At 61.7% G+C, this 18532-nt stretch carries 15 protein-coding genes; 10 read left to right on the plus strand and 5 right to left on the minus strand.

The window, feature by feature from the left end:
* The first annotated feature begins 15 nt into the window (after positions 1–15).
* Positions 16–1365, plus strand: coding sequence for an oligosaccharide flippase family protein (locus ACZ1JM_RS05050; RefSeq protein ID WP_465132030.1), 1350 nt, complete (start codon positions 16–18; stop codon positions 1363–1365).
* Here ACZ1JM_RS05050 and ACZ1JM_RS05055 read toward each other — a convergent pair.
* Positions 1338–2861, minus strand: coding sequence for an O-antigen ligase family protein (locus ACZ1JM_RS05055; protein ID WP_465132031.1), 1524 nt, complete (start codon positions 2859–2861; stop codon positions 1338–1340). The genes ACZ1JM_RS05050 and ACZ1JM_RS05055 overlap by 28 nt on opposite strands.
* A 2-nt stretch (positions 2862–2863) precedes the next feature.
* A complete protein-coding gene (locus tag ACZ1JM_RS05060; protein WP_465132032.1) occupies positions 2864–4201 on the minus strand; it encodes a glycosyltransferase family 4 protein in 1338 nt (445 codons plus the stop codon).
* 322 nt (positions 4202–4523) lie between these two features.
* Between ACZ1JM_RS05060 and ACZ1JM_RS05065 the strand changes: the two genes are divergently transcribed.
* Positions 4524–6506: a hypothetical protein gene (locus tag ACZ1JM_RS05065; RefSeq protein ID WP_465132033.1), complete on the plus strand. Its 1983-nt coding sequence runs from the start codon at positions 4524–4526 to the stop codon at positions 6504–6506.
* Here ACZ1JM_RS05065 and ACZ1JM_RS05070 read toward each other — a convergent pair.
* Positions 6503–7303: a WecB/TagA/CpsF family glycosyltransferase gene (locus ACZ1JM_RS05070; RefSeq protein ID WP_465132034.1), complete on the minus strand. Its 801-nt coding sequence runs from the start codon at positions 7301–7303 to the stop codon at positions 6503–6505. The two genes, ACZ1JM_RS05065 and ACZ1JM_RS05070, sit on opposite strands and share 4 nt — an antisense overlap.
* 280 nt (positions 7304–7583) lie before the next feature.
* Between ACZ1JM_RS05070 and ACZ1JM_RS05075 the strand changes: the two genes are divergently transcribed.
* The 6 genes from ACZ1JM_RS05075 (at position 7584) to ACZ1JM_RS05100 (ending at position 13996) form a co-directional block, all read left to right on the plus strand.
* Entirely contained in the window at positions 7584–8228 is a 645-nt protein-coding gene (locus tag ACZ1JM_RS05075) for a polysaccharide biosynthesis/export family protein (protein ID WP_465132035.1), read from the plus strand.
* Entirely contained in the window at positions 8209–9444 is a 1236-nt protein-coding gene (locus tag ACZ1JM_RS05080; protein ID WP_465132036.1) for a hypothetical protein, read from the plus strand. Before ACZ1JM_RS05075 ends, ACZ1JM_RS05080 begins: the two co-directional genes overlap by 20 nt.
* A complete protein-coding gene (locus ACZ1JM_RS05085; protein ID WP_465132037.1) occupies positions 9444–10937 on the plus strand; it encodes a GumC family protein in 1494 nt (497 codons plus the stop codon). Before ACZ1JM_RS05080 ends, ACZ1JM_RS05085 begins: the two co-directional genes overlap by 1 nt.
* A complete protein-coding gene (locus tag ACZ1JM_RS05090) occupies positions 10937–11701 on the plus strand; it encodes a CpsD/CapB family tyrosine-protein kinase (RefSeq protein WP_465132038.1) in 765 nt (254 codons plus the stop codon). The genes ACZ1JM_RS05085 and ACZ1JM_RS05090 overlap by 1 nt, the downstream gene beginning before the upstream one ends.
* A 128-nt stretch (positions 11702–11829) precedes the next feature.
* The gene (locus ACZ1JM_RS05095; protein WP_465132039.1) at positions 11830–13038 is read left to right on the plus strand and encodes a DegT/DnrJ/EryC1/StrS family aminotransferase; all 1209 of its coding nucleotides are present in this window, start codon (positions 11830–11832) and stop codon (positions 13036–13038) included.
* Entirely contained in the window at positions 13031–13996 is a 966-nt protein-coding gene (locus ACZ1JM_RS05100; protein WP_465132040.1) for a phytanoyl-CoA dioxygenase family protein, read from the plus strand. The genes ACZ1JM_RS05095 and ACZ1JM_RS05100 overlap by 8 nt, the downstream gene beginning before the upstream one ends.
* Positions 13997–14014: 18 nt before the next feature.
* On the opposite strand, the gene ACZ1JM_RS05105 is transcribed toward ACZ1JM_RS05100, so the two are convergent.
* Positions 14015–15001 carry an aldo/keto reductase gene (locus ACZ1JM_RS05105; protein WP_465132041.1) on the minus strand — a complete coding sequence of 329 codons (987 nt, stop codon included), beginning with the start codon at positions 14999–15001 and terminating at the stop codon, positions 14015–14017.
* A gap of 196 nt (positions 15002–15197) precedes the next feature.
* Between ACZ1JM_RS05105 and ACZ1JM_RS05110 the strand changes: the two genes are divergently transcribed.
* The gene (locus tag ACZ1JM_RS05110; RefSeq protein WP_465132042.1) at positions 15198–16832 is read left to right on the plus strand and encodes a Na+/H+ antiporter; all 1635 of its coding nucleotides are present in this window, start codon (positions 15198–15200) and stop codon (positions 16830–16832) included.
* A gap of 10 nt (positions 16833–16842) precedes the next feature.
* Here the strand turns inward: ACZ1JM_RS05110 and ACZ1JM_RS05115 are convergent, their stop codons facing one another.
* Complete coding sequence (locus ACZ1JM_RS05115) at positions 16843–17319, minus strand: hypothetical protein (RefSeq protein ID WP_465132043.1); 477 nt, start codon at positions 17317–17319, stop codon at positions 16843–16845.
* A gap of 109 nt (positions 17320–17428) precedes the next feature.
* Between ACZ1JM_RS05115 and ACZ1JM_RS05120 the strand changes: the two genes are divergently transcribed.
* Positions 17429–18322: a pirin family protein gene (locus ACZ1JM_RS05120; protein ID WP_465132044.1), complete on the plus strand. Its 894-nt coding sequence runs from the start codon at positions 17429–17431 to the stop codon at positions 18320–18322.
* The last annotated feature ends 210 nt before the right edge of the window (positions 18323–18532 follow it).

Genomic DNA, 18532 nt, shown 5'->3' on the forward strand with positions numbered 1-18532 from the left:
AAAGACCTGAAGCCCATGGCAACCGTTCCCATCAGTCCGCCATGGCGCCGAGCCATTACCAGCGGCGTCAGCCTGGTTGCGATCACGATCGTCGCCTCCAACGTGCTGCGTATCGCCAGCACGCTGATCCTCACTCGCGTCTTGTCGCCGGAGGATTTCGGCGTGGCGGGGTTGACCGGCGCCATATTGAACATCCTGTTGATGATCTCTGACGTGGGGTTCGGCGTCTACGTTGTGCGACACGCGCGCGGCGATGATCCGCGCCTGCTTGATGTCATCTGGACGGTGCGACTAGCTCGCGGCCTTGTCCTGACGCTGCTGATGGCGGCTTTCGCCGGACCCTTGGCAGCCTTGCTGGGCAAGCCGGCACTTGCCTTGGCGATCGCGGTGACGGGCATCAATTTCCTGTTGGATGGATGTTCATCACTGGCACAATTCACGACCGTGCGTCAGGAACGGCTCGCCATGCTGAGCGTGCTCGACGTTACCGGGGCGGTGATCCAGACCCTCACCGGTATCGTCCTGGCGATCATTCTGCGCAGTTACTGGGCAATCATTTTCGCAGGGCTTATCGGGGCGTCGATCCGTGCGGTGCTGAGCTTCGCCATGTTCCCCGGTTCCGCCCGCCGCTTTGCGTTCGATGGGCCGGAGATGCGCGAATTGTGGCGCTTTGGCCGCACGATCGCGAGCGCAAATACGATCCAGGTACTTCTGTCCAACGTCGACAAGATCGTGCTTTCCCGGTTGTTTCCGCTTTCGCTGTTCGGCCTCTATTCGCTGGCGTCAAATCTGTCCGCCGTCGCATCGGGGTTCACGACCCTGTACCCGCACCGCATCCTGCTTCCTGCATACGCCCGCGCCCATCGCGAGGAGCCCGAGAAGCTCTCCGATGTTTATTATGCACGCCGCCGGACGCTGACGCTGCTGTACATGGTTGCGATGGGCGGCTTCATCGCCATGGCGCCGGCGGTCGTGGATCTGCTCTATGATCCCCGCTATCAGTCTGCGGCGACGTATTTGCGCTTGCTGGCGATTGCGCCGGCGATGGCCATGAACAACTACGCCGCGCGCGAAGTTCTGATCGTGGTCGGGCAGGTCCGGTCCCTGCTCTACGCCAACATTGCGCGGCTGATCTGGCTGGCCGTGGTCGGTACGGCGGGATTTATCAGCTTCGGCCCGATGGGTCTGGTAGGCGCGGTGGGCTTCATCGAACTGCCCGTGCAGATATACTGCTGGTACGAATTGCACCGGGCCGGCATCTTCCGCCCGCGGCAGGAAGCGCTGATCGTTGGCTCGCTGTTTGTCGGATTGGCGCTGGGCCTGGTCGGCAACGACCTCTACTTCGCCATCACCGCCGCCTGGTAGCGAACCCTTGCGGCGGGAACGGCGGCTTTCACCGTCACCCGACCGAGCAGTCCCGCACCGATGGCGATAAGCATGACATACGTGGTCTCGTTGCGTCCGTAGCTGGTGGTCGTCAGGCTTGCCATCAGTCCCACCAGTCCAGCGAAGCAGGCGGTCGATGTTGCCGCAGACTCCTTGCCGAATTGCCGATAGCGTGCAAACAGCGAGCCTAGCACGCCCACCAGCACAGCATAATACATCGCCGCGCAGAAGATCCCGCCACGCATGAGGATGGTCAGGGGCTGATCGACCAGATCGATGATGCCTTCACCCTGACGCAGGTGCTCCAGCCGCATATAGATATTGTCCATCGTCATGCCGGTCGCCCAGTTTTCCCGAACCAATTCTAGGCCTGAAGACAGCAGGTCGGATCGATAATCGACCGACCCTGCTGCGTCTTGGCTCGTGCCCATGGATGCGGCGAGGGTCGGGATGAATTTCGACATCACCAGCAACATGCCGCCAAGGATGGGAATGGCAATCAGCAACTGGAACAGGACCAGCCAACGCCGTTCATGGATCATGCACGCCAGCAGTCCCGCGATGACGACGATGTACCCGATCCGGGCCAGCGTGAAGAACACGCCTGATGCCAACAGCGCGAGCATGGCAAGAAACGTGACGGTCGATTTCACATGGCGACGCATCGCGACCACCAGGACCACCTGCATGCCGAGAAACAGCGACAGACCCGTCGATTCCGGGAAACTTGCCCGGGCACGCAGCAATCCGCCGCGCTGCTTTGCATAGCCCGAACTCACTTCCGGATCGGTGCCCAGACCCTTGGGCATGTTGTCATACAACAGCCAGTGGCGCGGCGCCTCGAACGAGGCGATGAGTGCAAGGATGCACCCGCCGAGGATCACTGCCAGCATCAGGTCGTTCGGCGACTTCGCGCGAAGGAAAATGCGGCTGATCAAAAAGTACGGCAGGGCAAGGTTGAGCAGGACCTGATTGCAGGCACGGATCGAGTACGTCGCGTTATTGCCACGGCAGTCCATGTAGGCCTGAACCAGCATCATCAATGCGAACAGGATGTCCCAGCTCTGCAACCGCGCATCCGCCATGCGCTCTCCAGACAGAAACAGAGCCAGCAGAAACGCTACGCTAAGGAGATGCGCGTAATTGAACTGTGCGTACGTCAGGCCGCCGAATACGATAGTGTAGACCATCAGTGGCATCAGCGGCAGGCACATCAGGTATATCCGCGCTCGCTGCTCGATCGCGCTTGGCGGCAGTAAAGCGATCCCAGCGCCGCTGACGGCGGGGGCAAGAAGAACCAGCACCATCATGCCTAAGACAAAAACCGGGTACGTCATACCAAACGTGCCGAGCAATGGCAGGGCGACGGCGATAGTCAGCTCGCGCGGGCCAGCGATATAGCGCATTCGGCCGGGCAGATAGCGCAAGCCCAGGATTACGATCACCGTCAGCCCGATGATAGCGATGAATGCCACGCTCAGGCGGCCGAAGGCGCGAGTGTGGGACGGGGGCCGCCGTCGCGAACCCAGTCGTAAACCTGCATGATCTGATCCGCCTTGCGGTCCCAGGTAAAAATGTCCTGCACACGCTTCACGGCGGCGTCTCCCAGCCGGTCAAGAATTTCGGGTTGGGCCATCACGCGCTCCAGTGCAGATCGGAATCCCCGGATCAGGCTATCGGAACAGGCGAATGGCACGCGGATGCCGGTGTCATCGTCCATCAGTTCGATCGGTCCGCCATAGTCGGCCACGATCGGAGCGACACCCAGCGCCATCGCCTCAAGCACCACGCCGCCGCCAAATTCGCGAATGCTGGGGCAGGCGAGGAAATCGCAATCGACCAACAGGTTCTGAACTTGCCGGTGATCCACTTCGCCATGCAGCGTGACCGCGTGTTCCAGGCCGAGCTTTTGCACCAACCGAGCAATTTCCTCCCGCTCGGGTCCATCGCCAATAACGTCGAGATGCAGTTCATTGCTGCGCAGCATCTCGCAAGCGGCCAGGATCAAGGCGTCGCAGCATTTGTAGGGAACAAGCCGGCCAACGAACGCCCCGCGCAGTGGCTTGGTTGCCCGCCGCGTCCGACGGAGCGCGAAGCGGGTTGGATCTATGCCGTTTTCCGGCAAATGGAAACTGCGGGGCCGTGCCTGTCTTGGCAGTTCGGACAAGGTGTGAAGGGATCCTGCCAGGATGGCGGCAGCATCCCTTCGCGTGGAGGTGTAGCCGGGCAGAAATTTATAGGCACCGCGTAAACGGGAAAGCCATTCGCGCTCACGCAGCATGCGATCCGCAAATCCTTCGGGCCAAGGAAGGCCGCCGTTCAGGGGGCCTACAACCAGTGGCACGCCAATGCGCTTCAATCGTCCGGCGAGAAACGAGGGCGTCGTCGGACTCATGGGCGTCAGTCGGTGGACGATATCGTACTTTCCGGCTTTGAGATCGCCCTTGAAACGATCCCAGACGGCCTTTTCAAAAGCGAAGCAGCCAAGCGGCGCCAATGCCTGGTAGATAGTCCAGCCACGGTTGTCGCTGGCGCCAAGGAACTTGGCGAACCGTATGATGTTGCGAACCATCGGTTCGGTATCGATGATCGAGAAATCGCTTCCCTCGCTCCAGCCCATCGCCAGGATTGCGGGTCGATTGCGGATGTGAGTCACCAGATGGACTTGCGCCTGCCGCGCCAAGGCTTCTGATATGCACCAACCGATCAGCGGCACGCTGACCATGTCCGGGTTGGCGATTTCGGCAAGAAGAAGGATGCGCGGCGCCCTCGCTATGCCTTGTGCCGATTTCTCTGAAGTCGTTTCAACCAGCATATTTCGGATACCTGTTCCGCTTGGAGCAACCCGCTAGAATCGCGTCCGAAGAATGTCCTGCCCGAGCGGAAGATCGGTTCTGACCGGAATTCTCCTGATCTGGCCGCACTATATGGCTGCGGCTCGCAACATCCGATCATGGCCATTGAGAGGGGAGAAGCGCGTGGGTGTATTTCTGGAACCGCGAAACCGACCAATTCGGCGCAACCGACGATGGAAAATCGCATCTGTCTGCGCCATCGGCTTGCTAGGGGCATGCGGGGAAGGCGGCTTTGCAGCGTCCGGGGATGCGGACACAACCGCTGTCACGGCCACAGACAACATGGCGCTGGGCACGAACCTGGACGGGTTGGCTTACTGGAGCACGGCGCTGCCCACGCTCGATGTGATGAAATCGGCCGGAACATGGCTTCCACAGACGGATGGCGCTTACGATACCGGAGAAAAACTGGCGCTGGACCGTGACGGATGGCCGCTGGCCCCACCCGATCCTTCGACCCGGCGGTACCGATCCATGCTGTTGAACGTCATCCACGACAATTCCGCCGCAAAGCCCGGCGCCGAATACGTTGTGATGTACGACGGCACGGGCAAACTGGAGCCGCTGGAAATTGACGGCGCGCAGGTTCTCTCGCGTGTTCCCGGTGAAATACACGTGCGATCGGGGCAGACGTCGGGCGGCCTCTATTTGCGGATTGATGCGGCAAGTGCGGGGGCAAACAATGATCCGGTTCGCAACATTCGGATCGTGCAAAAGGACTATCTGCCGCTTTACCTGGCAGGCCTGACGTTCAACCCGGAATTTCTCCAGAGGATCAATCCGTTCCAGGTCCTGCGTTTTATGGACTGGATGAATACGAACGCGTTGTTCGGCCCCACCGGTGGTCCGATCACCGAAGACGCGGCGATCGAGGCGGCCCCGCAGCTTGACTGGGCGCATCGCCCGCGACCTCAAATGATGAAATGGGGAGACGGCGGGCGAGGCGTGCCGGTGGAAGCGTTGGTGGAAATCGCCAATCGCACGGGGGCCGAGCCATGGTTCACCATGCCGGTTAACGCCACCGACGATTACGTGCGCGGCTTTGCGCAGTACGTCCGCGACCATCTGCGGCCAGATCTCAAGATCCATGTCGAACTTTCGAACGAAGTGTGGAACTGGATATTTCCCCAGGCCCGCTACGCCCAGGCGCAGGCGCGAAAGACGTTCGGGCCGGATGGGCACTGGCTGGAATGGTACGGGATGCGTGCGGCGCAGGTCGGCAAGATCTGGAAGCAGGTGTTCAACCAACCTGAAAAGGGATCGCAGGGGCGGGGCCGCGTGTCGATGGTGTTCGGTACGCAATTCGCATGGAAAGGGCTGGAATCGAATGGGCTTGAAACGGCGCACTGGCGTGATGCTTCCGGCAATCACATAGCCGCGGCCGACTATTTCGATGAATACGCGATCACCGGTTACTACGATGGTGCGATGAACACTGATGATAATGTGAAAACGGTAGAAGGTTGGTGGAAGGATCAGGATGGCGGATATCAACGGGCCGTCGCCGCCCTGGAAAAGCGCATCACCGACTTTAACGCACCGCTCTACCGATACCATGCCGAGCAGGCGAAAACGCACGGACTGCGCCTGGTAAGCTACGAAAGCGGGTTCGGAGAATATACCCCCATCTCGCAACACCAGAACGAAGCGTACACCCAGTTCCTGATCAAGCTGCAGCGCCGCCCGGAACTGACGCGGCTGGAAACGCTCAATTACAACGCCTTTGCTGCGGCGGGGGGGCAGTTGTTCATGAATTTCGGCATTATCGGCGCACCGTCCAAATGGGGCAGCTGGTCGGCGTTGGAGTCGGTCAACGATGCCCATTCGCCACGCTACGATGCTTTGACCGCCTGGCTGCGCGCGCACCCGCCGGCAGTATCACGCGGGCCGGCGATCGCCTTTGCTGACGCGCGGATCGCCATGGGATCGACAAAAGGTGAGACGTTGGAGGAAACTGCGCACGGTTACGACGTGCTCGTCGGCGGTCCAGGCGACGATCGTTTTGTGATCGGGAGCGGCAACGGGGGCCGCATTGATGGCGGTGGCGGGACGGATATGCTGGTTCTCCCCGGAAAGCAGGGTGACTGGCGCTTTGTCGACGGTCCGCAGTCCGGGCAGACTCAAGTAACGGGACCGGGCGGGACACGGATCGTGTCCCGTATTGCCCGTGCGAGCTTCTCGGGAAGTGCGCCGATCCCCTTGGCGCAGCTGGTATCGAAAGGCACGGCGAAGGTGGCGTGGGAGCCACCTGCGCCAAAGCGCTAGGCCGCCTGCCGGGCGCGCCAGCTGCGGACGATCTCGAAAATCAGCGGGCCATCCACAAGGTATCTGCGCCACAGGCGACGCGGGTTGCTCATCAGGCGAAACAGCCATTCCAGACTCAGCTGCTGAATGAACTTCGGCGCGCGAGCCTGCTCGTCCGTCAGGAACTGCAGGCTTGCCCCGATGCACAGGCCAACACCCGTGGCGCGACCAGTGCGAGCGATGCGATAGGCGAGGATTTCCTGCTGCGGTGATCCAACCGCAAGGAACACGTACCGCGCCCGTGCGGCGATCGCGAAATCGACAGCCTGCCGGGTCGCCACCTCGTCCTGGATGAACCCCATCGGCGGATTATGGTGCATGAGGTTTGTCAGGCCATAGAGCTGGCGCAGGTTTTCGATAGCGGAAGTGCTGCCGCCAATGACCGCGATCCTGTCGTCCGGGCTGATCACCTCATCGAACAGTGCTACTGTCAGGTCGCTTCCCGGCACGATGGGAAGGGCCATGTCATCATATCCTGCCAATCGCGCCAGAATGCGGCTATCGCACAAGGTGATCCAAGCGTTGCGGTAGATCGGCCATAGATCGGACCGTGCGTGCTGTATGCGCACGACGTGATCGACATTGGGCGTGACGATATACGCGAAGGGAGCATCGGCCGGACGTCTTTCCACATCATGCAGCACCTGCGTCTGATCGCGCCAGGCAAAGTCCAGATCGATGAACCGGGATGTACGTTCGCGCCGGGGCGCCCGGAACGACAGACCATCGACACCATTCGGCATCGGCAACGAAGCCATACATATCCCCCGCTCATGGCCCGGACGGGCAAATCCCGACCAAGTCCGCTGACGTTTGCCCGCCAACCGCAATTGGTGAACAAATCCTTTATAGCGAGGTCGCCGGCCCGGTCGTTCAGTCTTAGACGGGACAGGGTATCATCCGGGGGTATTTGCCCAGGGTATTGGATGCACGGGCGATCCCGCGTGACCTGTGGTGAAATTCAGGACCATCCTTGAACGAATGCCCCCGTATGGCGCTTGGGCGTACACTGGTGGCATCAACAGCGGGGATGTCGATATGCGTATCGCGCGAGATGGAAAGATCGTCTTCAAGGCGCTGGCCGCTTTGTTTATATCGGCACTGATGGGACCGCCTGCGCTGGCTGCTGCCGCGCAGGAAGTGACGGCCGTTGTCCATGCCAGTCCGACCGAGCTGGACTATCGGGTCAATGCCGGGGATGAACTGGACATCTCGGTGTGGGGTGACGAGCGGCTGCAACGCGCCGTCAGGGTGCAGCCGGACGGTACGCTCAGCTTTCCGCTTGTCGGGCGGATCACCGCCGCGAACCGGACGGTCCGCGAAATTGCCGGCGAGATTCGTGAGAACCTGGCGCCCAATTACCGGGAGGCGCCGCCAGACGTGACGGTTTCCGTGCGCGATGCAACCGGCATGAAATTCTACGTGATGGGCAAAGTCAGGACGCCCGGTGGCTTTAATTCGGGCCGGTCCGTCAACGTGCTTCAAGCCTTGAGCATGGCCGGGGGGCTCGCGGATTTCGCCGACGTCAAGAACGCCGTGATCCTGCGCCAGACCGCGCAAGGCCAGACGGTGGAACGCCTACGTCTCTCCCGCATCCTGAAAGGCGGCCGCGCCATGGATGCAGGGCGTCTCGCCACGCCTCTTCCCGTCCTGGGAGCCGGCGATGTCCTCGTCATTCCTTGAGGGTCACCGCACCTCTCACCGTCGTCGTCAGCTTTCCGTCGTAGTCTGCACGCTGGCTGTCCCGGCCCTGGCCGCCACCCCGGTGGAAGGGCGCACCGATCCCACTTTGGCCGTAGACGCGGCAGTGTACGAATCGCCCAATCCGTTCCTGCTGACAGGCGATAATCGGCAAGCCGTGATGTTCGAAATAGCCGCTTCGCCAAGCCTTCAGATCACCACCGATACCGGTTCCAGTTTGGACATAAGCGGCACGATCAAGCGGCGCGAATACTCCCGCAGGTATGGCGGCTTTCTTCTCGGCAACGGGCGCATTCAGGGGCGGTATCGCGACAGCGAGTATTTCAACATCGGCGCCGGCGTTGGTTACGATCGTTCGCTCGCTATCGATCTCATGTCCTCCACCGCGGACGTGTCGGTAGACCCTCGGGCGATCCGGAACGACTGGTATGGCGGGGTGGATGCCGAATGGCGACCCGATGCCTTCCAGACTTTTACGGCCGAGGCCCGGTTCAACCAGACCAACTATTCCAAAAGCCCGTTGCTGCTCGATTCCCGCGCCTTGTTGGCCAGCATCAACTACGCGCGGCGGACCGGACCCCGCACCACGATCGGCATCCGTGTGCGCGATACGCTGAACCGTGTCACCGGGATGCAGCAGACCAACAACATCGCGGCCTACGGCACGCTCAACCGCCGCTTTGGACCGCATACGAACCTGATGCTGGAACTGGGCGCGGAGAGGACCGGCCGGCAGATCGAATGGGTTGGCGGAGTGAATATTCGTCGTCCAGCACGCACTCTGCTGGCGGGTCGCTTCGATCTTTGCCGGACAGCGGACGAAGGGTCCATGGCGATGTCGGGTTGCCTTGGCGCTTCACTCGACACCGACGTCAGCGGGGTGGGTGGGCTTCGTCGCAATGCGGCGTTCACCGCATCGCTGACCAAGCCGGTGAACGAACATTGGGCGCTGCGGGCAACCGGCGAATACCGCCGGTCATCACTGGTCGGCGGTTCACGCGTGATCGGGCCGATAGACGCGCGTTCGGAAACCACCGATGGCCTTCGCGGCATCGTCGATCTCGACTGGAAGCTGCGCGCGAACCTCACGCTTACGGGCACGGTGCAATACTTGCGACGTCAGGTGATCACCGGGCAACGGATCGGTGCCGCCTTCTTCGGAATAGAACTCAGCTACAAGCCCAGGATGCGCAGATAATGGATGAAACCACGTCCAACGCCAGTGTCATCAGCCCGGTCGAGATATTCGCCATCCTTTACCGTCGGCGATGGTGGATAGCGCTGCCTGCGATTGTCGGAACCATCGTCGCGCTGATTGCCGCGTTCGTGATGACCCCAGCATACCGATCGCAGGCGACCCTGCTGATCGATTCCCCGGAAATACTGACCCGTTCCGAGCAGTCTCTGGCGCAGACAGCCAGTAACGCCAACGAGAACGTCGGTAAGATCCGTCAGCAGATCACCAGTCGGGCCAGCCTCACGAAGCTGATCCACGACGCGGGACTGTACCAGAACGAGCAGAGCCGGATGAGCTTCGATGACTTGCTGGGTGTCATGCGCCACTCGATCGCGGTCGACATGGTCGGCTCCGCAGGCGTTCCGGGGTCGGGGACTGCGAACGATACGGTCGCATTCGACCTGTCCTTTACATACCGGGATCCCGTCGCGGCTCGCGCCGTGGCAGAGCGCCTGGTCACCATGTTCCTTGCAGAGGACAAGCGGTTGCGGACAGAAAAAGCCTCCAGCACCGCCGCTTTCCTGACCCGGCGCGCTGACGAGATCCGCAACCAGATGGTCGCCCTCGAAGGCAAACGTCGCGAAGTTGAGAGCCGGTACGCTGGTGCATTGCCCGATCAGGTGGCGCTAAGTACGCAGGCAGGATCGTCCTTGCGGGCGGAAGTGTCCCGGCTCGACGCGGAAACGTCTGGCCTGATGCAGCAGAACAGCTTGCTTGCCGCGCGCAGCGAAGAGATAGCGACCGCCCCGCGTCCGGGCCTCGACCGGCTGCGTCAGGCGGAAGAGCGTCTCGCCGAACTGCGCGCCACTTACACCGATACCTACCCGGATGTGGTGGCCGCGCGCGCTGCGGTTGAGCGGCAGCGGGATGCGGCGCTGCGGGTCAATTCGCAACCGGCGGGAAGTGGTGTCATCACTGCGGAAATGGACGCCGCCCGGTCACGCATCGCGATGCTGGCGGCGCGGCGGGGCGCATTGGTCGGCTCGATCTCTCAGATGGATCGGATGACTGCTCTCGCACCCCAGGCCACGTATGAACTGAACAATCTGGAACGCGATTACGATAACCTGAAACGCCAGTACCAGGACGTGCGCGACAAGCAGATGGATGCGCAAGTCACGGCAAACCTCCAGGCCGAGAACAAGGGTGAGCGTTTCTCCGTCGTCAATGCGCCGAGCATGCCGATTGATCCGATCCGCCCCAAGCGGCTGCAGATGGTGGCGGCTGGGTTGTTCGGCGGCCTCGCGATGGGACTGGCGCTGGTCATCCTGTTCGAGCTGATCGCGGGACCCATCCATGGCGTCAGCGCGGTGACGAGGCTGATGAACTCACCGCCGCTGGCAGTCGTCCCGGTCATGACGCCGACCCTGACCGGGACCCTGTTCGATCGCTTTCGCCGGGCCATCGACAAGAGACGGCGACAGTACGCAACCAAGCTTGCGAGGGCACGATAATGAGCACGGTCTTCAAGGAAACCCCCTTCGCCAATCTCAATCCCGGCACGTTTCGCGCAGCCGACCGGACCGGCATCAGGCTCGACCATGCGACGCTGATCGCAAACGACATCTTCGGACTTGAGCACACCGATCCGCGTGCCCGGACGTTCATGCTGCTGCGATCGCAGATCATGACCGGATTTCATGTCGCAGGCGGCCGTGTGCTGGTTGTCACATCTACGCAGACCGCGAATGGCAAAAGCTTTGTCACCGCCAATCTCGCCTGTGCGCTGAGCCTGATCCAGCCTACGATCCTTGTGGACCTTGATCTGCGCCGCCCCACGATGGCGACCCGGTTCGGGTTGGAGGTGGAAGTCGGCGTCGATGACTATCTGGTGGGTGACTGCGAGTGGGAGGATGTCGCCCAGAAAGTCCAGGGCCTGGACCTGACGTTCTACCCGGTCCGCAAGCCTCGCCCGGAATCCTCTACTCTACTGTCGCAGGACCGTCTGGCCAACGCGCTGGAAAAGGTTCGGACAACGGCACGTCAGCCGATCTGCATCATCGACACCCCGCCAGCGCTGGTGCTGGACGATGTGATGCTCATCGCCCGCAGCGCCGATGGGGCGCTGTTGGTGGTGGAAGAGGGGCGGACGACGAGCAAGGACCTGCAGGAAGTGATCCGCCTGCTGGAATCCACGCAGATCGTCGGAACCGTCCTCAACAAGTCGATCACGACCGGACGGGGCAGCTACGGATACGAATACTACGACGTGAAGTGAGTGAGACGGCATTGTGGGAATGCCCCACGGATTACGATGTCTGCGCGGCGTCTACGCGCACGATATAGTCGATGCTTCAGGACAGGCGCTCTGGATCGGATCGCATCCTGCCAAAGTGGATACGCGGCATGAAATTCAGCGAAGACATTTTCGGCCACCCGTCGCTCACTCCCATGGCCGCCATGCCAGCGCCCGCCGCGCTGCGCCGCAAAGCCCCCGGCACGGCGCAGGCTCCGGTTCCCGCCACGCCCGTGACGCAGCCGTTCATGCCGCCGCTGGACGAGTATCTGCCGTACCTTGAAAAGATCTGGTCCAATCGCTGGCTCACCAACTCCGGGCCGTTCCATCAGGAGCTAGAGCGAGCGCTGGAAGAACATCTGGGCGTGGAACATCTTTCGCTCATGTCCAACGGCACAACCGCGCTGTGGACTGCCCTTCAGGCGCTGCGTGTCAGCGGGGAAGTGATCACCACGCCCTTCACGTTCGTCGCCACCGCTCACGCGTTGCGGCTGGTGGGCGCGACGCCGGTGTTCGTCGATATCGACGAAATCGACTGCAACCTGTCGCCTGCCGGGATCGAGGCAGCGATTACCGAGCGCACGCGCGCTGTTATGCCGGTCCATTGCTTCGGCCATCCTTGCGACGTCGATGCGATCGCGCAAGTCGCCGACGTTTACGACCTTAAGGTGATCTACGACGCGGCGCATGCTTTCGGCGTCAGGAAAGAGGGCGTCAGCGTCCTCAACCATGGGGACCTTTCGGTCCTCAGCTTCCATGCCACCAAAGTATTCAGCACGGTCGAGGGTGGGGCGATCGTATCCCCCGATGCGCGCACCAAGGCCAGAGTGGATCGCCTGCGCAATTTCGGGTTCTGCGGCGATACGGTGATGGCCAGCGCTTCTATCAACGGTAAGTTGAATGAACTTCAGTCTGCCTTCGGCCTGTTGCAGTTGCGGTACATCGACGATCTGATCGAACGGCGCGGCGCGATCAGCGCGCGCTATCATGCGGCTTTGGCCGGGATCGATGGGATAGTGCCGTTCACCATCGGCGGCGATGTTACGCTCAACCACTCGTATTTCCCGGTTCGCGTGACTGAAGACTATCCAATGGACGCAGATGCCCTCTGCCAGCGACTGCAGGCGGCCGGACTTCTGGCGCGGCGTTACTTCCACCCGCTGATCTGCGACATGCCCGGCTACCGCGATTTGCCTTCCGCACGGCAGGAACTGCCGGTGGCGCGGCGGATCGCGCGGCAGATCCTGTGCCTGCCGCTTCATCCCAACCTCACGGATGATCAGGTCGATCGCGCTATCGATACGCTCGCTCATGCCTGAGCCGCAATGGCGTGACGCGGTCAAATGGGCGCGCGATCTGCCAGCGCGCGTGGCGTTGCGCTGCACCAATACCGACGTGCTCAATCGCCATCTGATGGCGCGCCACGACCGTGCCCTCGACCGGCACCGGGGAGCCGTTCCCGAACTTTCCGGCATCGACCGTCGCATCGTCGAAGGGCTTCAAACTGGCGGCATTTTCGTGACGAGCCTTGAGGAGATGGGCATCCCCGGGTCGGCGGAAATGCTATCCGCCGTGCAATCGTTCGGACAGGCATTCGCCCCTCAGGCGAGGCGTCTTTCTGCTGATGGTCGGGACTTCATCATCCTTCCGCCAGAGCAGATCGCTTCACGCCCCGAGGTGTTCGCCTGGGGCTTGCACGAGCGTCTGCTGGATATCGTCGAGGCGTATCTGGGGCTGCCCGCCGCCTATGACGGCATCAACGCGATCTACACCGTGGCCAAAGCGCGGGAGGCGGGACCACGTTGCTGGCACCGCGATTGGGAGGACCGCCGCACGATCAAGATCGGGATCTATTGCAACGATGTCACCAGCACCGGCGGGCCATTCCAGATGATCCGCCGCCGCGACCCTCACCACGGTGGTCGGCACGGCTATCGTTACGCGCTGGCGAATGACGCGACCCTGAAGGAAAAGCTGGGCGCTGATTACGAGCAGGACCTGATCAGCTGCGAAGGCCCTGCAGGAACGGTGATCTTCTGCGAGACGGGCGAATACTTTCATCGCGGAAAGCCAGCGCAGGACGCTGATCGCGTCGCCATGTTTCACAGCTATTTCGCCCGAACCCCGCGCCATCCGTTCCTGTGCGAGCGATCCGGCCTCACCCGCCGTCAGATTGCGCGTCTGGCCCAGCCGCTCAACGAACGGCAGCGCGCGAACGCTTTATGGCGACGGGAATTGCCGTTGCTTGCCCGTTTGATCCCGCCCGCCGGTTTGTAATGCGGGCGGGCCGGGCGGTCAGAATTCCTCGGTGTCGATAGAGGCGAACATCTCGCTGGAATAGCGATGCCCACTGACTGTCTGCTGGTTGAGGAGCGCGCCCGCCTGATCGATTACGCCCTGATCCAGTGAAAGGTCGGAACTGGCATGGTTGTCGGCCCAATGCGCGATCGACTGGGTCCCGGGGATGGCGTGAAGGTGAGGACCTTGCGCCAGCACCCACGCGATCGACAGTTGTGCCGGGGTTACGCCCGCATCTTTTGCCAGCGCGCAAAATTCCTCGATAAGGTTCAGGTTGTGCGCCCAGTTGCCGCTCTGAAAGCGAGGCATCTGTCGCCTTATGTCCTTGGTGCTGAGCGATTCCGGATCCTTGATGTCGCCACACAAGGCACCACGACCGACGGGCGAGAACGCGATCAGAGCGATATCCAGTTCGCGAGTGGTTTCCAGCACGCCCAGTTCGACATTGCGGGTCCATAGCGAGTATTCCGTCTGCACGGCCGCCATCGGATGCACAGCGTGCGCTTCGCGAATATGGTCGGCGGACCATTCGGAAACGCCGTAAGACCCGATCTTCCCCGCTTCGATCGCGCGCGCCATGGCGCCTACCGAATCCGCGATCGGCGTGGTGCGATCGAGCCGGTGCATGTAGAACAGATCGACGTGGTCGGTGCCCAGCCGCTTGAGACTGGCATCGAGCGATGCGGTGATCGCTTCCGGGCTGCAATCGATCGCGCGGCGGTTGCCATCGATCACGATCCCCGTCTTGGTCGCCAGCAGAAATTCGTCACGACGGTCCATGATCGCTTCGCCGAGGATTTCCTCACTGACACCCATGCCGTAGATATTCGCCGTGTCGAAGTGATCGCAGCCGTTGTCGAGGGCGTGGCGGAACAGCGCCACAGCTTCGGCCCGTGGAGGTGGCGGAGTGTAAGCCCATGCGATGTTCATGCATCCAAGCCCAACCGGATTGACCTGCCGGCCGGCGAGAAGGCGAGTTGTCATAAGTCCACGTCCGCTTGTTCGAGATGGCAGGGAGTTCGCGGAAACCGTTCCCTGCGTCAAGCCAGCCACTGGCGGATGATTTCCATCTACCGATGATCTCGGTGCGCGTGGTGGGCAACATTCAGAAACAATGGCAGGGGTTGCCGCGCGCGTGCGGGTTCCCCTAAGGCGTTCCAATCACAACAGGAGTGACGTTTTGGAGACAGTGTCGATCGTTCTATTTCTCTTGCTGGCGGTGGTCGTCAGCGGAGCCGTTGCAAGGATGTTGCCTTTTTCGATACCGACGCCGCTGGTCCAGATCGTGCTGGGCGCCGTCATCGGGCTATCGACCTCGCACCGGGTAGAACTTGATCCGGAACTGTTTCTTTTCCTGTTCCTGCCGCCGCTGCTGTTCCTTGATGGATGGCGGATCCCCAAGGATGAGTTGCTCAAGGACGCATCAACGGTCGTCGAACTGGCGCTGGGTCTAGTCCTGTTGACGGTCGTGGGGATGGGTTTCCTGATTCACTGGATGATCCCCGCGATGCCGCTTGCCGTGGCATTCGCCTTGGCGGCCGTCGTCTCACCCACCGATCCGATTGCCGTTTCGGCGATTGCCGCGCGCGTCCCCATTCCGAAGCGAATGATGCACATTCTGGAAGGGGAATCCCTTCTGAACGATGCTTCCGGCCTGGTCTGCCTGCGTTTTGCAGTGGCGGCGGCGTTGACCGGCACGTTCTCTGCCGGAGCGGCGGCGCTGAACTTCGCGTGGGTTGCAGGAGCGGGCCTTGCCATTGGCGTCATCGTGACGCTGGCGGCCACCCGCGCCAAGCAATGGGTCACCAAGCGTTGGGGCGAGGATACGGGATCGCAAATCCTGGTGAGCCTGCTTATCCCGTTCGGCTCCTACCTTCTGGCCGAGCACCTCCACGCATCCGGCATTCTGGCCGCTGTCAGCGCGGGTGTGACCATGACGTTCGCCGAAATATCAAGGCAGGCGCTGGCTGTTACGCGCATGCGCCGCAATTCGGTATGGGACATGATCCAGTTTACCCTGAACGGCATCATCTTTGTGCTGCTGGGTGAACAATTGCCGAGCATCCTTGCAGGCGCAAAGCAGACCGTGGCTCTGACCGGGCACAGCGCGCCGTGGTGGCTGGGGGTCTATGTGCTGGTCATCGTCGCGGGTCTGGCGGCGCTGCGGTTCGGGTGGGTGTGGGCTTCGCTCAAGTTCACCATTCTGCGCAAGACCAGCCGCGGCATGGGCGTGCAAAGTCCGGACTGGCGGCTTGTTGCCGCCACATCGTTTGCGGGCGTGCGCGGCGCGATCACCCTGGCGGGTGTGCTGACGCTGCCGCTGACCATGAACGATAACGTCACGCCTTTCCCCGCGCGCGACCTTGCTATTTTCCTCGCGGCAGGGGTAATCGTGGTGTCCCTGATCCTTGCAAGTGTCGCGCTTCCGGTGTTGCTCAAAGGTCTGGCCATGCCACCCGAGCCGGCCAAGCGGGCCGAGGAAAATACCGCTCGCGTCGCGGCGGCTGAGGCGGCCATCCAGGCGATCGAACGCCATCAGCATGCCTTGGCCGAGGACAGGGCGGATGCCGACCTCTACGCCGATGCGGGTGGCGAGGTGATGGACCTCTATCGTGAGCGGATCGAAGGGCTCAACGGACGACAGACCGATGAAACCCGGGCCAGCGATCGTCTGCAGCGCGAGTTCCGGATCGTGGGCGTGAGGGCGGAACGCGTCGCGCTCGCCAAATTGTTGCGAACGCGCCAGATCAGCAGCGAAACCGCGCGACGGCTGACCCGCGAACTGGACTTGTCGGAAGCGCGCTACGTCGGCTGATCGGCGTCGATCAGAAGTGGATGTCGATGTAATCCGTCAGGCCGTCGCACCATTCGAATTCGCGCAAGCGATAGTACTTGCGATTTTGAGTGACCGCAAAGTGCCAGGTCTTCGTGCGGTCGCAGCGACGGCCCGCGTCGGGCGTGTCGGTGATGCTGATGCGCCCATGGAAGGTGAAGTAGCCCTTGCCGATCTCGGTGATCTCGCCATCGAGAAGCAGGCGTCCTGGCCCGTTCGCCTGCGCCTGTGCACCGCGAAGCGCCCATACTCCGCCCGTTTGAGAAACATGAGCCGTCCCTCGCGTATTCCAGTCGATCCACTGAAGCGTCACGCCCTTGTTGGCCATGAGCTGTCGTGCGTCGCGCTGGCTTAGCACCTTGGTCGGTTTTGACCTGACCATGGTGTGCGGCGCAGCGGTGTCGTCGGCAATGATTGGAGCGGGCGCCATCAGCAATGCAGCAGCGATGGACATTTGGCGAAAAGACATGGGCATAGCATCCTGTACCAGATTTCCAGCTAAGCTGTAGAGTGATGACGTTGTGCTGACGGGTCACACGTTCTACCACACCCACGATTTTATCCAGAGGTGAGCCACGATGATCGAAATGGAAATCGAACAACGCCGTCGCAGCCTTGGCGGCGGGCTGGACGTCGGGCGCGTGCTGCCATTTGCGAAGCGGCGGATGGTCGGACCGTTCGTGTTCTTCGACCACATGGGGCCGCTGGACGTGGCAGCCGGGGTGGACCGCAGCATCGACGTGCGCCCTCATCCGCATATCGGGCTATCGACAGTGACGTACCTGTTTTCTGGCGAGATCGTCCACCGTGACAGTGTCGGTTCGCATCAGTCCATTCGTGCGCGCGAAGTGAACTGGATGACCGCAGGCAGCGGCATCACTCATAGCGAACGGTTCGAAAAGGCCCGTGCGGTCGGCGATCATCTTCACGGTATCCAAGCCTGGGTCGCTTTGCCCGATGGCGAGGAGGAGGCCAGCCCGAGTTTCTCTCACCATGCGGGGGACGATCTTCCCCGATGGACCGAGGCCGGTGTCGACGGCCAGCTGATCGCGGGCAGCGCCTATGGCCTGACCGCCAGCGTGCGAACGCATTCGCCGCTGTTCTACGCCCACATCGACCTTGAGCCGGGCGCCCGCGCCGAAATTCCAGCGGGCTATGCCGAACGCGCCATCTATGTTGCCACCGGAGCGATCGAACTCGACGGCAGGCGTATCGAAGCGGGCCGGATGCTGGTGGTCAGTGGCGATGTTTCCGCCGTCTGCGCGATCGAGCGATCGACGGTGATGATGCTTGGCGGCGAGCCGGTGGGGGAGCGTTTCCTGTATTGGAATTTCGTTTCCTCATCACAGGATCGCCTGGCTCAGGCCGCAGCGGACTGGAAAGCGGGGCGCATGAAGTTGCCCGATGCCGACGACGCGGAGTTCATTCCGCTGCTGGACGACCCTTATCTGAAGCCTCCAGCCATGTCCTGATGGCGTTTTCTGCAACCCTCAAGGCCCTGAAAACAAGACGCCAAGGGTTCCATTAAAACTCGCACGTCCTATATCCGCTGCAAGCGGTCCGGTCGCTCGATATGGATGGCCGCATTTGGGAAAGGTTCGGCACCTCTAACCGGAAAGCGAACCATGTATTCAGCAGCCTTGTCCCCTAAGGCTCAGTCTTGAGACCTCGTCGGCGCGGAA

Source organism: Novosphingobium sp. BL-S-24 (assembly GCF_055521575.1).